The following is a 13,959-nucleotide window of genomic DNA, read 5'->3' as shown; positions in this document are numbered from 1 at the left end:
CAGGTAGTTACTATAAAAGAGGAGTGTGATTCAAATGGCAAAGACAATGCCGGAAATGGAAGAGTACAAGTATGGTTTCCGCGATGAGCATAAATCTATTTTCCAATCAGGAAAAGGCTTGACGGAAGAAATCGTACGTACAATTTCCGAAATGAAAAATGAGCCTGAGTGGATGCTTGAGTTCCGTTTGAAATCATTGGAGCAGTTCAACAAAATGCCGATGCCGCGTTGGGGCGGCGACCTTGACGGGCTTGATTTTGATGACATTCAATATTATGTAAAGCCATCTGAGAAGCAAGGGAAAACGTGGGAAGAAGTTCCTTCAGAAATTAAAGAAACCTTCGATAAGCTGGGAATTCCGGAAGCGGAGCAAAAGTTCCTTGCAGGGGTATCCGCCCAGTACGAATCTGAGGTTGTATATCACAGCATGCAGGAGGATTTGGAGAAGCAAGGGGTTATCTTTACAGATACAGATACTGCCCTTCGCGAGCATCCTGAACTGCTTAAAGAATATTTTGGTACAATTATTCCTCCAAACGACAATAAATTTGCAGCGCTTAATAGCGCGGTTTGGTCCGGCGGCAGCTTTATTTACGTACCAAAAGGTGTTAAGTGCGAAATTCCTCTTCAAGCTTATTTCCGTATTAACTCGGAAAATATGGGTCAATTTGAACGTACGCTTATTATTGCGGATGAGGACAGCTCTGTTCACTACGTAGAGGGTTGTACTGCTCCAGTGTACAGCACGAACTCGCTTCATAGCGCTGTTGTTGAAATTTTGTGCAAAAAGAACGCTCGCGTTCGTTACACAACGATTCAGAACTGGGCGCCTAACATTTATAACCTTGTTACGAAGCGTGCTGTTGCCGATGAGAATGCAACGATGGAATGGATCGATGGCAACATCGGCTCCAAGCTGACGATGAAATATCCAGCGGTTGTATTGCGGGGACGCGGTGCAAAAGGTATGGTTCTGTCGATTGCGGTTGCGGGCAAAGGCCAGCACCAGGATTCCGGTGCCAAAATGACGCATCTAGCGCCAGATACAAGCTCTACAATTGTATCCAAGTCGATCAGTAAGCATGGCGGTAAAGTAACTTATCGCGGCCTAGCATCCTTCGGACGCAATTCCGATGGCGCGAAGTCTAACGTGAAGTGCGATACGCTAATTCTTGACAATGAATCTACTTCTGATACAATTCCGTATAACGAAATCTTCAACGATAACATTACACTAGAGCATGAAGCGACAGTGTCCAATGTATCCGAGGATCAATTGTTCTATCTGATGAGCCGCGGCCTAAGTGAAGACGAGGCTACTCAGATGATCGTAATGGGCTTTATCGAGCCGTTTACAAAAGAATTGCCAATGGAATATGCCGTTGAGATGAATCGTCTTATCAAGTTCGAGATGGAAGGCTCTATCGGTTAACAAATAATTCCTGCCAAGTAATATGCTGCATAATCCGTGGTTGAACTCGGACATAGCATAGAGCTTGGCAGGTTTTTTTAAATATAAGAAAGTATAAGTTTTTGTAACCTTATATCTGTTCTTATATTTCATCGGCAAACGCGCCTGTCCAAAGAACGGCGGGGATTGTTCGATCACATTACATAGTTGAAAACCTGGCTGACGGCCTGCTCGCCAACATCCTCCCATTTGGTTTTGTTAGCAATTTGCCCGTCTGTATCGAGCGGGTCCTGGAATTGATTTAAGCCGACAGCACTTGCAAGTGAATTGGCATCTGTGTCTAGCCCTATATTAACAACATGTTTTACGACATATGGCGTTTGGAACATAATATAGGCATCCGGGTTATCCAGTTCTCCTTCCAAAACAGTGAAAGGCAATCTCAAATAAATAGTTTCCCCGGCTTCCCTCCATAAAATAGAATCAAAAAAGCCTTGTTTATAATCCCAATTTCCGCCCAAGCAATAGCCGTGCTTTTCAAGATCGCTTTGAATATTGCCAAAGTAAGCCCGTTTGCCCTCAAGGCCAGTTTGCAGTTTAATCATGCGAAAACCTCCATATCATCGAAATGGTTAGATATGAGGTATTTTCTCCTGAATCAGGCAAATCATACTGAACGGAATAAATAATGCATTTGCGTTTGCGCTAGGTTAGAATTTGTTCAGAATGGTGACAGTCATCCAATCAAAGGCTTCATGCTTGTCATATATATAGGTGAAGGCTATGTAACGCTGTTTCATCTAAAACAAGCATTACGCGAAAGGGAGCTGATTAGGATGAGTACAGAAAGCTATGCAGGTACGCCTCAGCTGATCATAGATCCTGGCCATGGCGGGACGGACAGCGGGGCTGTTGGCAATGGCATCACTGAGAAGAAACTTACCTTGGATATATCGTTATATCAATACAAACGATTCCAGGAGCTGGGGATAAGGGTCGCTCTGACAAGAAACAGCGACACGACGCTTGATCCCAGTCCAAGAACAACCAAGGTGAAAAATAGCGGCGCCAAGCATTGTCTCTCAAATCATATTAATGCAGCATCCGCATCAACCGCATTGGGAGCCGAAATAATTCACAGCATTCATTCCAATGGAAGATGGGCGAAGCTTATTGCTGAGCAGCTTAAAAATGCCGGTCAGGTTTTAAGGCCGACGCCGACTTATTCCAAGGCGCAGTCCAATGGTCAGGATTATTTTTATATGCAACGTTTAACGGGTTCTGTTGAAACAGTAATTACTGAATATGGGTTTTTAACGAATAAAGAAGATGCAGTGAGATTGCAAAAAAATTGGGAAAGCTATGCGGAAGCAGCGGTAAAAGCTTATTGCTTATACGTCAGCCATCCATATACGCCTCCTGGAACTAAGCCTGGAGAAACGGGGGAGCCTGGTCAGCCTGAAGGACCAGGCAAACCGGAAGAACCAGTAGAGCCGGAAAATCCAGGCGAAACGATTGAAGGATTTGAGGACATTGCTGGCCACTGGGCTCAGGATAGCATTGTGAAGGCAATCAGAAGCGGATTAATGAATGGCGTAAGCACAACCCGCTTTGCTCCTGATCAGCCGCTTACTAGAGCACAAATAGCGGTCATATTGGATCGGGCAGGATTAAGCGGCAACGATTAAATAAAAAACAGGCCGATAGGGACGGTGTGTCTCTTCGGCCTGTTTGTTCTCTTTTACTATGAAAGCGATTAAAATTATAGGTACACGTGAACAATTTCGTATTGGCGTTCTAACGTCAGATCAATAAATTCATCGTCTATTCTGACAAGCGGTCTGAAAAATTCAGTAGGATGAGTCATTACAATAATACCGTACTTATCATTGTTGAGCTTTACTTTTTTGCCGATAAAATTAGGTATCATATGGCGGATAAACATATGTGTTGTCGTCGGATCAAGCTCCTCGAAGCTTAGCCGATGCAGCTCTCTGAGTACGAAGAGCAGATCTCGTTCCTTTTGGTATACCCTTGCCGAGATCATGGCGCTGTAAATGTCGACAACAGCGATGATTTTGGCGATGGGATGAATGGCCTCTCCCTTTAGTCCATGGGGGTATCCGCTGCCATTTACCCGCTCGTGATGCTGCAAAGCGCCAAGTGCGATAATAGAGTCTGGCATTGAGTTGTTAATAATCTCGTAGCCGTAAATCGTGTGCAGCTTAACGTTTTCGAATTCTTCAGCCGTCAGCTTATCCGGCCTGTTAAGTATTTCGTAGTCGATTTTGCTCTTGCCAATGTCATGCAAAAAACCAGCCTTACCGATAAGGGAGGCGTCCTGAGGTGAGTAGCCCATCCAGGTAGCAAGATAATAGGAAAGCATGCCAACCTGTACGGAGTGCTGATATGTATAGTTATCGGTAGTATTGAGCAGCAGCAGCATAGAAACGACATCGCGTTCAAGCTGCAAATTATTTAATAGCGGATCGATGGCTTTGGAAACCTCGTCATCATCAATCTTGCCTTCATTTAAAGCCTTCTCAAAAAATGTTTCAATACTGCGGATAGTATGTTCATAGATTGGCTTTACATTTGGAAGCCATTTTGGACTGACAGTTGATTCGAGAGTACGGCTTGCATTTGGTACAGCAGCTCGGTCTTCGATTTCCACAAAATCAATTTGATGCTGCAGCAATCGCGAGATTTCTTGTTTGTTCAGGGTTGTACCTTTTGAAAGCACGTGTAAGCCATAATGGTTAAACACATCGTTCTTAAGCTTATCTCCATCAATTAAGTCCGTAATATGTACTCTCATTAAGACACCTCAGTCAACATTAATGAATATGCGCTATTTTAAGCTTATAAACATAATGGTAACAAGCATTTGATAGGATGGCAATAAGAGGAATTGAAAAATAAGACATAATACCTAAATTTTCAGCAAAATAAGACCTTGATTTTAATTTAATAAGTTAATTAGACTGCACTGTTAAAATGTTCTTGAGTATATTTGTCGGAAGATGCGTTTTCAATGAAAGTGTGTCATAGCTATGCAAGCGAGGCTCGTTTGTATACAAGCACAGACAACAATATTATAATAAATGAGTATAATGAACGTTTGTCATGCGTATTTACGTAAAACGGATTGGATATATATAACTAGTGGACAATAGTACATATATAAGTAGAGCTATAGGCAACGTTGAAGCTGCAGCAATAAGGAGGCGTACTTTCTTTGAACGATAAAGCAGATGCACGAATTGTACTATATCATAGCAATGATATTCATAGCCGTTTGGAAAATGCCGCCAGGATTGCATCAGCAATAGCACAGGAAAGACGACTGCTTGGAAGCGAACGGGTGCTTGCTGTCGATTGCGGCGATCATATGGATCGGATGAGGCAGGAAACCGAGGGAAGCGATGGCGCGGTCAATGTCGCCCTATTGAATGAAGCAGGGTATGAGGCTGCAACGATTGGCAATAATGAAGGACTTACCTTTTCCAGAGATACGCTGCATGATACTTATTACAACAAGACCAAATTTCCAATTATATGTGCAAATATGCTTCAAATAGAAGATGGCATACAGCCGGAATGGCTGCAGAAGCAGCTTATTATTCAAAAAAACGGGTTGAAAATTGGACTGACCGCAGCAACAGCTAATTATTCCGAAGTATATGCGCTGCTGGGCTGGAAAACGACAGAGCCGCTGGAAGCGATCAGGGAACAGGTGGAGCTGCTTCGGCCTTATGCAGATATCGTCATTGTCATATCTCATCTCGGCTTGCCGCTGGATAAAAAAATGGCGGAAGAAATTCATGGCATTGATCTTATTTTAGGCGCGCATACACATCATCTGTTGGAGGAAGCGCTCGTTATGAATGAGACAACCATTTGTGCTGCGGGCAAATTTGGCGATTATGTTGGCCGTGTTGCGATAAGCTGGGACAGCAGCGCCAGGAAGCCGATGTTCGAGGCAAGCTGTGTTCCTACCAGCGCATTCGAAGAGAAGGAGACAGCCGCAGAAATAATTGAACAATATAAAGCAGATGCAAGAAAGATGCTGAGCAGAACGATTACCCATTTGGATGAAGCGCTTGGCGCACGACTGGAGCGGGAGTCTGAGCTGCCAAATTTGCTTGCAATAGGGCTAAAGAATTGGACTGATGCGGAGATTGGTCTAGTAAATACAGGACAGCTGCTGGGCGGGTTAGCTATAGGAGAAGTAACGGCGGGCGAACTGCATGCGCTTTGTCCGTCGCCTATTAATCCTTGCCTTGCTGTGCTGGAAGGCAAGGATCTGCGTACTGCGCTGGAGCAGGCCTTGCAGGAGGAGTTTATATATAAGCCGATTAAAGGCTTTGGCTTTCGCGGAGAACGTCTTGGAACGCTTGCGGTGGCGGGAATTCATATCCTATATGATGCAAGCCGTGCACCCGGCAGCCAAATTGTGCAGATCGACATTAACGGCGAGCCTTTGCAGGAATCGCGCTGCTATAAAGTAGGCACAATCGACATGTTCAGCTTTAGGGTAGGCTATGAGACGATTGCCAACGCTGCTTCCTTTCAGTTTTTTATGCCGGAGTTTATCCGTAATGTGATTGAAAAAGAGCTAGGCTGCCCGCAGTCGCTGCGCAGCTGTAAGAAGCAGCATTGGACAGCTGCTTCACATTATAATAATTGATAAGTTAAACTTTTTGTGATGCGGCAAAAAGAAAGAATTTAGTGGAGAAATGTCGAATTTTATAGAAAAAGGTTGCGAATTTTTCTTTTTTCACGTACATTTAAGCATAACAAGACAGTTCGTTTATGTGTTCTATTTTTCTGTTTTTCATAGCTGCAACAAGCTTGGGGCTTGACCGGTTATGAAGGGAGACATCATGAGAATCATCATAATGGAGACTAGTGGGAAGGACCGATCGTATGCGCTTGCTGCCGATTTCAAAGTGTGTGCCTGGTATGAAGCTGGCCAAAAAAATATTTTCAGAGGAAGGCATTGTTTTGCTTGGCGAGAACATGGAGCTGAACAGCAGACTGATTACACGGCTTGAGCAATGCGGAATTCAGTATGTATATATTGAAGATCCCCGAACTGATGATATACAGTTGCCAACACTTATAAGCGAGGATACGTTTAGAGTAGCAATAAAGGAAATTCGCACTAATTTTCGAAGTATGATGGATCGCCCAAAGCAGAGAAAAGGCGTTACATATCCTTATATTGCTCAGCCCTTCAAAGAAATGATGAGCATGATTATAGATGACCTTTCCAACCACAAGGATGCTATGATTATGCTGATGGATATGGGCTCTGTAGATCATTATTTATTCCAGCATTCACTCAACGTATGTGTGTATACGACGTTGTTAGGCCTGTCGAGCGGATATGACCGGGAAAAGACAATGACGCTTGGCATGGGGGCGTTATTGCATGATATCGGCAAGACGCAGATTACGACGAATGTGCTGAAAAAGCCCGATCAGCTGACAGCTGAAGAGTATGAAATTATGAAGCAGCATACGAGCATTGGTTTCGAGCTGCTCAAGGACGAGCCGAATTTGCCGCTAATCGTTGCGCATTGCGCATTTCAGCATCATGAGCGGCTTGACGGAAGCGGTTATCCAAGAGGCATTAAGGGAAATGAAATACATGAATTTGCCAAGTGGATCGGCATCGTCGATTCGTATGATGCGATGACGACCAATCGTGTGTATCGAGCTCCTATGCTGCCGCATCTTGCTGTAGAAAGCTTGTATGCAGGTTCGGGCACATTATATGAGCAGCGCATGCTCCAGCAATTCCGCGATAAGGTAGCCATTTATCCAGTCGGCATAACCGTACATTTGCAGACGGGTGAAACCGGCGTAGTCGTTGATTTAAATCATTCATATCCTCATCGGCCAATCGTAAGAGTACTTTACAACGAGGCTGGCGAAGCGCTCAAATCTCCCTATGAAATTGATTTGTCCAAGCAGCTGACGGTTATGATTGACTCTGTTAATGATCACAAGCCAGATGTATCGATGGTGTCAGGTATATAGAAAGGAGCCGCGAGGCTCTTTTTAAAAAAATTCCAAACTTGATCGCATAGGACGCCGCCAGGCGTTTTTCTTATTGTTCAGATTCTATGAGCTTATCATTTTCATATATATATAATAAGGCTGGTATTGGTCTAAGTGCTGTGCTGGAGCGGAAAAGCCGTATTTGCTTCCAGCTAGCATGAATATTACAATAGAATAATAATATTAGATGTCAGGTGTTGAAATAATGAGTATAGTTGATGTGCAAACCGGTAATGACAAACATAAAATCCAGCAGAAGCTATCTCCTGCCTATGATCCGTGGGACCCAATTCGTTCCATCCGGCAATATGGTTCTCATAGACTAACGAGTGTTGAAATGACGGTAACGAATTTGTGCAATATGCGCTGCGAGCATTGCGCAGTAGGAGATACGCTCGTATATATCGAGCCGGACAAGCTTCCGCTGAAACAAATGCTCGAGCGTCTCGAGGAAGCGCAATTTTTGGAGACGATCAGCATTACTGGCGGCGAGCCGTCCTTTTCTGAAAAAACAGTAAAGGAATATATGCTGCCCTTGCTGAAGTATGCGCGTGATCGGGGGCTGCATTCACAAATCAATTCCAACGTGACGCTGCCATACAGCAGATACGACATCCTGGCTCCTTATTTGGATGTGATGCATATTTCGTTTAACTATACGTCTGCCGAGGACTTCCATCAGATTGGCTTTGCCAATGCAGGCCATGAAGTATCAAGCAAGGCCACTGCCAAAATGTACGAGCGTATGATTGAAAATGCGCAAAGGCTAAGCGAGACCGATGTGCTGGTATCAGCGGAATCCATGATCAATTATCGCACGCATGACAAGATTGCAGACATTCATCGGCTTATTGTAGAAATGGGCTGCAAGCGTCATGAAGTGCATCCGATGTATCCAAGCTCCTTTGCGAAAAATTTGCCGATGATCTCGCGCGAGCAAATGCTTGCAGCGATTGAACGGTTATTGGACAGCCGGGACCGTTCCGTATGGATGCTGTTCGGCACGCTTCCTTTTTATTCCTGCAGTGAGCAGAAGGCAGAGCGGGTATTGCTGAACAGGCTCGCAGCCGAGCCGAATGTGACCGTCCGCAATGATCCAGACGGGCGCAATCGTCTTAACGTCAACCTGTTTACAGGCGATGTATTTGTAACTGATTTTGCTGATGTGCCCGCGTTTGGCAATATTGCTGACTCAAAGCTGGATGAACTGTTCAGCCGTTGGCTTGATCATCCGCTCGCAGCGGGTGTCAACTGCCATTGTCCTGCAGCCGCCTGCTGCGGACCGAATTTGCTTGTAAAGGATATGTACTATAAGGATGTTGATTTTTTAACGCGAAGCGCTATTTTAGATGAATAGGACGAGGTATATTCATACAAAAAGGGGTGAAAAGGCTTGTCTGTTAAAGCAATACTGTCGATTGCAGTTGCATTGCTTTTGTTATACCTGATTTTCACAGTAGGCGCTCCATTTTTACTGGCGCTTGTCATCGCGATTTTTCTAGAGCCGCTCAATAAGCTGTTTATGCAAAAGTTCAAGATGAACCGTCTGTTCGCGGCTACGTTGTCGAGCTCATTGTTCACGCTGATTCTGCTGGGAGCGATTGCGCTGCTGGGCGTGAAAATTGTTGCCGAGCTGATTGCATTTTTTCAAAAGGTTCCGCTTTATTTCGATAACGCCAGTTCCTATGTAGACCAGCTCATGCAAAATGCAAATTTGCTCTATGAGAACTTGCCTCCGGACGCAGCAGCGGCTTTGGAGGAATGGGTATCAAGCCTTACGTCAACCATTACACAGATGGCCGGCTCCTTGTCGAAATCTGTAGTATCGATTGCGTCAACTTTACCAGGAATGTTTATATTCTTTATCGTATTTCTTGTCGCAGTATACATGTTCAGCTTTAGTCTGAATACGATGAAGCAATCGTTTCTGTCCTTTTTTGAAGAAAAATCCCGTCCACAGGTGGATCAGGTTTTAACGAATTTGAAAAAATCGATATTCGGATTTATTCGCTCGCAATTTATACTAAGCGCTTTGACCTATATTATTTCTTTTGTGGGACTGCTGATTTTGGGCGTTAAGTTTCCAATGGCGATTGCGCTGTTAATTATCGTAGTTGATATTTTGCCGATACTTGGCACCGGCTCTGTACTTGTTCCATGGGCTGCTTTTCTTTTGCTGACGGGTGACAATTACACGGGAATCGGGCTGCTGGTGCTGTTCCTGGTCATTACTGTATTCCGCCGGATTGTCGAGCCAAAAATATTGGGAGATTCGATAGGAATTGGCGCTCTATCGGCATTAATAAGCTTGTATGTCGGCTTTAAGCTGGTCGGCGTAGTCGGCGTATTTCTTGGACCGCTAGTCGTCATTATTTATATGGCGGCACGGCAGGCTGGCTTGTTTCAAACTAAAATAAAACTATAGCAAGAGTTGACAGCAGCTTTTTAAACGAGCTATAGTCGTATAAGGAAATCCACTAGGGGCGCCTTCAAGGCTGAGATAAAGCGAATGCTTTTGTCCCTTAGAACCTGATCTGGGTCATGCCAGCGTAGGAAAGTGGAAGGTCAAAAGTAGCGGAAGCTGCTTTTGCCAAAGCTTCATAAGGTTTATTTGTGCATGCAGGCAAGTTGAGTTGTCGGCTGCATTGATCGCTTTATGATGCATTCAACTTTCGCATATGTCTGTATTGGCCTCCAGGTGGGATTTTAACTATTCCATTCAGGAGGTTTTTTGTTATGTCAGCAAGCAATAAGCCGCTGCCAGGCAGCAAAAAAGTGTTTATTACAGGAAGTGATCCGTCTATTCAGGTCCCGATGAGAGAGATTGCATTGGCAAGCAGCACTGATCGCAGCGGAACCGAATATCCGAACGAGCCGGTTCGCGTGTATGACTCCAGCGGGCCTTATACGGATGAAAGCTACATAGCGGATGTCCGGGCAGGCTTGCCGCTATTGAGAAAAAAGTGGATTGAGCAGCGCAGAGATGTTGAGCGCTATGAGGCAAGAGCGATAAGGCCGGAGGATAATGGCTTTTCCTCCGAGGATTCGATGCTTAAGCGCGGAATCGAGCAATTTCCACTAGTTAATGCCCGGCCTTATCGCGCACTGCCAGGTAAAAACGTGACTCAGCTCCATTATGCGCGCAAAGGCATAGTAACACCCGAGATGGAGTTTATTGCTATACGAGAAGGCATGGAGCCGGAATTTGTCCGTGACGAGGTTGCGGCGGGCAGAGCGATCATACCGGCAAACATTAATCATCCTGAGAGCGAGCCTATGATTATTGGCCGGGGCTTTCATGTAAAAATAAATGCGAACATTGGGAACTCTGCTGTAGCCTCTTCGGTTGAGGAGGAGGTAGAGAAGATGAGATGGGCCGCGTATTGGGGCGCGGACACGATTATGGATTTATCTACAGGTAAAAATATTCATACGACGCGCGAGTGGATTATCCGCAATTCACCAGTGCCGGTAGGCACCGTACCGATTTATCAGGCTTTGGAGAAGGTAAACGGCAAGGCGGAGGACCTAAGCTGGGAAGTGTTTCGCGATACGCTGATTGAGCAGGCTGAGCAAGGCGTTGATTATTTTACAATTCATGCTGGCGTGCTGCTGCGGTATATCCCGCTTACAGCAAATCGAGTGACAGGGATCGTGTCCCGTGGCGGTTCGATTATGGCAGCCTGGTGTCTGGCTCATCATCAGGAAAATTTTTTGTATACGCATTTCGAAGAAATATGCGAAATAATGAAAAGCTATGATGTAGCATTTTCGCTGGGGGATGGGCTTCGTCCAGGCTCCATTGCAGATGCCAATGACGAGGCGCAATTTGCGGAGCTGGAAACGCTTGGCGAGCTGACGAAAATTGCCTGGAAGCATGATGTGCAGGTCATGGTAGAAGGGCCAGGCCATGTACCGCTCCATTTGATTAAGGAAAATATGGACCGTCAGCTCGCAGCGTGCGACGAAGCGCCATTTTACACGCTGGGCCCGCTGACGACGGATATCGCCCCAGGCTATGACCATATCACTTCCGCAATAGGGGCAGCCATGATCGGCTGGTATGGCACAGCGATGCTCTGTTATGTTACGCCAAAAGAGCACTTGGGCTTGCCAAATCGCGAGGATGTGAAGGAAGGCGTAATTACTTACAAAATTGCCGCGCATGCAGCGGATTTGGCAAAGGGGCACCCAAGGGCGAAGCAGCGGGACGATGCGCTGTCCAAGGCAAGATTCGAGTTTCGATGGCGGGATCAATTTCATTTGTCCCTTGATCCTCTGCGCGCGATGGAGTATCACGACGAAACCTTGCCTGCGGAAGGGGCGAAAACCGCTCATTTTTGCTCCATGTGCGGCCCTAAATTTTGCAGCATGAGAATTACCCAGGATATAAGAGAATATGCAGCAGAGAAAGGGCTTGACTCCATAGAAGCGATCGAAGCGGGCTTGCAGGAGAAAGCGGGACAATTTCGAAAGGCCGGGCATGAACTTTATGGTTAGCCGGCACGAGCTTTGGGAGGAGCGCTATTCCAGGCAAATCCGGTTTGCGCCGGTCGGTGCGGGCGGGCAGCAGCGGCTCAGCGAGTCATCCGTTCTCATTGTCGGCTGCGGTGCGCTCGGCGCCTCGCTGGCCCAGCATATGGCAAGAGCAGGCGTAAAGGAGCTGCGCATCGTCGACCGCGATTACGTCGAGCCCAGCAATTTGCAAAGGCAAACGCTATTTGATGAACGGGATGCGCTGCAGTCTTTGCCGAAGGCAATCGCTGCAGCTGCTAAATTGCAAAAAATAAATAGCCAGGTTGCAGTTGAGCCTATTGTCGCAAATGCTCATTCAGGTAACATAGACAGGCTGTTGGATGGCATGCAGCTTGTGCTGGACGGAACGGATAATGCAGCGGCAAGGCTGATGCTCAGCGATCGCTGCTTCGAGCGAAGCATTCCCTATGTGTTTGGAGGCGTAGCAGGCTCGAAAGGGATGAGCGCCCTTCTGATGAAGGGAAGCACGCCATGCTTGCGCTGCTTGATCGGCGGCGAGGAAGCGTTGGCGGCGGCAGATACATGCGATTCGGTCGGGGTGTTATCGCCGGCAGTAGAGATGGTCGTTTCCTTACAGGCAGCGGAGGCGATCAAATGGCTGACGGATAATAAGGATACCCTTCATGGCAGCCTGGTTTCGATTGATATATGGCATTTGCAGCTTCGGCGTTCACGTTTGCCAGCGGCGATCCAAAACTGCTTCTATTGCGGGAACATACAGCATGCCAGCACTTCTCACCATGCCGACAAAGCTTTGGAGAGAAGTGGGGCAGGCAAGCGGACGAGGCCGTTGTCAATTGACAGGGAGCAGTCTGCCTTGCTTTGCGGAAGGGATACGATTCAGCTGACGCTGACTGCTGAGCTGGAGCTAGGGCAAATGCAGCGCAGGCTGAATGCTGCGGGATGTGAAGTGACAAGCAACCGTTACTTAGTAAAAGCGGTGCTGCCAGATAAAGAAAAGCTGGTGCTGTTTGCGGACGGAAGAGTACTGGTTCACGGAACGGATAAGGTGGAAAGAGCGATTTCGCTATGCTTGGAGTACGTAATAGGCAATACGGAAAGGAGCGGACACTTATGAATAAAGATAAACTGGATTTTAAGCTTTATGCGATTACCTCAGGTGAAGCTCACAAGGACGGCAGAACGATGCTGCAGGTGATGGAGCAGGCGATCAAGGGAGGTGCTGGCATTGTTCAGCTGCGGAATAAAAGCGGCGATAAAGAGCTGATCCTGCAGCAAGCGAAAGCGCTTCGGACACTGACCAGATCGTATCGTGTGCCTTTTATCGTCAACGATGACCCTCATATGGCAAAGCTGGCTGAAGCCGATGGGGTGCATCTCGGGCAGGAGGATATGCCTATTGATCAGGCACGCGTTCTGCTTGGAAGCGATGCTATAGTCGGCATTTCCACCCATTCGCTGCAGCAGGCGCTAGCTGCGGAGCAGGCGGGGGCAGATTATATAGGCGTCGGCCCGGTGTTTGAAACGCCTACCAAGCCGGGGAGGCCGGCAGTATCCACTCGTTTAATAGAGGAAGTGGCTTCAAGTATAAGAATTCCATTCGTTGCAATCGGGGGGATTACGCTGGCTAATGCCGCGGAGGTGCTGGCAGCAGGGGCTGCAAGGCTATGTGCAGTACGGGCAATAACAGACAGCGCTGAGCCGGAGCAGGCTTGCAGGCGACTTTGCGAGCTGATCCATGCCAGTAGAAAGTTGCGAGAGATCAATAGTTTTCCAATAAATATATTATTAAACGGAAAGCTGAAAGAGACATATGCTGCCTCTGTGAGCGAGCTGCTTGACCAGCTTGGGCAGCAGCATAAGATTAAGCATCTTATCGTTGAGCTTGACGGCTGTCTACTGTCGAGAGCTGCATGGAATGAGCGGCTGTTGAAAAACAATTCGCATGTGGAGCTTATCCAATTCGTGGGAGGTGGCTAGAC

11 protein-coding genes and 1 riboswitch are annotated in these 13,959 nt (G+C 46.6%); of the genes, 9 read left to right on the top strand and 2 right to left on the bottom strand.

Annotation, left to right across the window (positions count from 1 at the left end):
* Positions 1 to 34: 34 nt before the first annotated feature.
* Positions 35 to 1,432: a Fe-S cluster assembly protein SufB gene (gene sufB, locus ACRRU2_RS14255; RefSeq protein WP_331701357.1), complete on the top strand. Its 1,398-nt coding sequence runs from the start codon at positions 35 to 37 to the stop codon at positions 1,430 to 1,432.
* Between the two features lie 173 nt (positions 1,433 to 1,605).
* Here the strand turns inward: sufB and ACRRU2_RS14250 are convergent, their stop codons facing one another.
* Complete coding sequence (locus tag ACRRU2_RS14250; protein ID WP_331701358.1) at positions 1,606 to 2,016, bottom strand: YugN family protein; 411 nt, start codon at positions 2,014 to 2,016, stop codon at positions 1,606 to 1,608.
* Positions 2,017 to 2,247: 231 nt separating this feature from the next.
* On the opposite strand from ACRRU2_RS14250, the gene ACRRU2_RS14245 reads away from it, so the two are divergent.
* The gene (locus ACRRU2_RS14245; protein WP_331701359.1) at positions 2,248 to 3,099 is read left to right on the top strand and encodes an N-acetylmuramoyl-L-alanine amidase; all 852 of its coding nucleotides are present in this window, start codon (positions 2,248 to 2,250) and stop codon (positions 3,097 to 3,099) included.
* A gap of 74 nt (positions 3,100 to 3,173) precedes the next feature.
* Here ACRRU2_RS14245 and ACRRU2_RS14240 read toward each other — a convergent pair whose 3' ends face one another.
* Entirely contained in the window at positions 3,174 to 4,229 is a 1,056-nt protein-coding gene (locus ACRRU2_RS14240; protein ID WP_331701360.1) for an HD-GYP domain-containing protein, read from the bottom strand.
* Between the two features lie 420 nt (positions 4,230 to 4,649).
* Here ACRRU2_RS14240 and ACRRU2_RS14235 point away from each other — a divergent pair, with 420 nt between their 5' ends.
* The 7 genes from ACRRU2_RS14235 (at position 4,650) to thiE (ending at position 13,957) form a co-directional block, all read left to right on the top strand.
* Positions 4,650 to 6,101 (top strand): bifunctional metallophosphatase/5'-nucleotidase, encoded by a 1,452-nt coding sequence (locus ACRRU2_RS14235; protein ID WP_432502569.1) that lies wholly within the window; start codon positions 4,650 to 4,652, stop codon positions 6,099 to 6,101.
* Between the two features lie 239 nt (positions 6,102 to 6,340).
* Positions 6,341 to 7,459, top strand: coding sequence for an HD-GYP domain-containing protein (locus ACRRU2_RS14230; RefSeq protein WP_331701390.1), 1,119 nt, complete (start codon positions 6,341 to 6,343; stop codon positions 7,457 to 7,459).
* A 226-nt stretch (positions 7,460 to 7,685) separates the two neighbouring features.
* Positions 7,686 to 8,837, top strand: a complete 1,152-nt coding sequence (gene yfkAB, locus ACRRU2_RS14225) for a radical SAM/CxCxxxxC motif protein YfkAB (RefSeq protein WP_432502567.1) — start codon at positions 7,686 to 7,688, stop codon at positions 8,835 to 8,837.
* Between the two features lie 36 nt (positions 8,838 to 8,873).
* A complete protein-coding gene (gene ytvI / locus ACRRU2_RS14220) occupies positions 8,874 to 9,905 on the top strand; it encodes a sporulation integral membrane protein YtvI (protein ID WP_432502565.1) in 1,032 nt (343 codons plus the stop codon).
* Between the two features lie 44 nt (positions 9,906 to 9,949).
* A riboswitch (TPP riboswitch) is annotated at positions 9,950 to 10,053 on the top strand.
* 163 nt (positions 10,054 to 10,216) lie between these two features.
* Positions 10,217 to 11,980, top strand: coding sequence for a phosphomethylpyrimidine synthase ThiC (gene thiC / locus ACRRU2_RS14215; RefSeq protein WP_432502563.1), 1,764 nt, complete (start codon positions 10,217 to 10,219; stop codon positions 11,978 to 11,980).
* Positions 11,964 to 13,094: a ThiF family adenylyltransferase gene (locus ACRRU2_RS14210; protein WP_331701365.1), complete on the top strand. Its 1,131-nt coding sequence runs from the start codon at positions 11,964 to 11,966 to the stop codon at positions 13,092 to 13,094. Before thiC ends, ACRRU2_RS14210 begins: the two co-directional genes overlap by 17 nt.
* Positions 13,091 to 13,957, top strand: coding sequence for a thiamine phosphate synthase (thiE, locus tag ACRRU2_RS14205; RefSeq protein ID WP_432502560.1), 867 nt, complete (start codon positions 13,091 to 13,093; stop codon positions 13,955 to 13,957). Before ACRRU2_RS14210 ends, thiE begins: the two co-directional genes overlap by 4 nt.
* Positions 13,958 to 13,959 lie beyond the last annotated feature (2 nt).

The sequence above is a fragment of the Paenibacillus sp. GXUN7292 genome (genome assembly GCF_050864975.1).
Taxonomy (GTDB): Bacteria; Bacillota; Bacilli; order Paenibacillales; family Paenibacillaceae; genus Pristimantibacillus.
This window is presented reverse-complemented; position numbering and strand designations above follow the sequence as displayed.

What these genes read in the sequence shown, in the direction of transcription:
- sufB (WP_331701357.1), top strand. Translation starts at nt 35, where the DNA reads ATGGCAAAGACAATGCCGGAAATGGAAGAGTACAAGTATGGTTTCCGC.
- ACRRU2_RS14250 (WP_331701358.1), bottom strand. Translation starts at nt 2,016, where the DNA reads ATGATTAAACTGCAAACTGGCCTTGAGGGCAAACGGGCTTACTTTGGC.
- ACRRU2_RS14245 (WP_331701359.1), top strand. Translation starts at nt 2,248, where the DNA reads ATGAGTACAGAAAGCTATGCAGGTACGCCTCAGCTGATCATAGATCCT.
- ACRRU2_RS14240 (WP_331701360.1), bottom strand. Translation starts at nt 4,229, where the DNA reads ATGAGAGTACATATTACGGACTTAATTGATGGAGATAAGCTTAAGAAC.
- ACRRU2_RS14230 (WP_331701390.1), top strand. Translation starts at nt 6,341, where the DNA reads ATGCGCTTGCTGCCGATTTCAAAGTGTGTGCCTGGTATGAAGCTGGCC.
- yfkAB (WP_432502567.1), top strand. Translation starts at nt 7,686, where the DNA reads ATGAGTATAGTTGATGTGCAAACCGGTAATGACAAACATAAAATCCAG.
- thiC (WP_432502563.1), top strand. Translation starts at nt 10,217, where the DNA reads ATGTCAGCAAGCAATAAGCCGCTGCCAGGCAGCAAAAAAGTGTTTATT.
- ACRRU2_RS14210 (WP_331701365.1), top strand. Translation starts at nt 11,964, where the DNA reads ATGAACTTTATGGTTAGCCGGCACGAGCTTTGGGAGGAGCGCTATTCC.
- thiE (WP_432502560.1), top strand. Translation starts at nt 13,091, where the DNA reads ATGAATAAAGATAAACTGGATTTTAAGCTTTATGCGATTACCTCAGGT.